General features: G+C 39.1%; 1 protein-coding gene. It reads right to left on the bottom strand.

What is annotated here, in order from left to right:
• Window positions 1–138 precede the first annotated feature (138 nt).
• A partial coding sequence (locus AAEY88_RS14365; protein WP_350563476.1) for a hypothetical protein occupies window positions 139–258 on the bottom strand: 120 nt, incomplete at its 5' end.

A 258-nucleotide genomic window follows, 5' to 3' on the forward strand; every position in this document is an offset into this window, starting at 1 on the left:
TCCTTATCGTGTGGTCAGTTATTTTTATTGATTATTTAGGGGTGAAGAATCCACTATCAAATGATTGATAGTGGATTTATGGTTATGGTCGCCATTGAGCTTGTTTTGTATTAGTTATAGATACAAATCTAAGTTACCTTAAGATTTAGCAGGTTTCGACGAACGACTAAAACCTTGACGCTTTAGCTCAAGTTTCGCAATCATGGTTTTATGCACTTCATCAGGACCATCGGCTAAGCGCAGCGCTCGTGCTTGAGC

It is taken from the genome of Psychrobacter sp. CAL346-MNA-CIBAN-0220 (genome assembly GCF_040309805.1).
In the GTDB taxonomy this organism is placed as follows: domain Bacteria; phylum Pseudomonadota; class Gammaproteobacteria; order Pseudomonadales; family Moraxellaceae; genus Psychrobacter.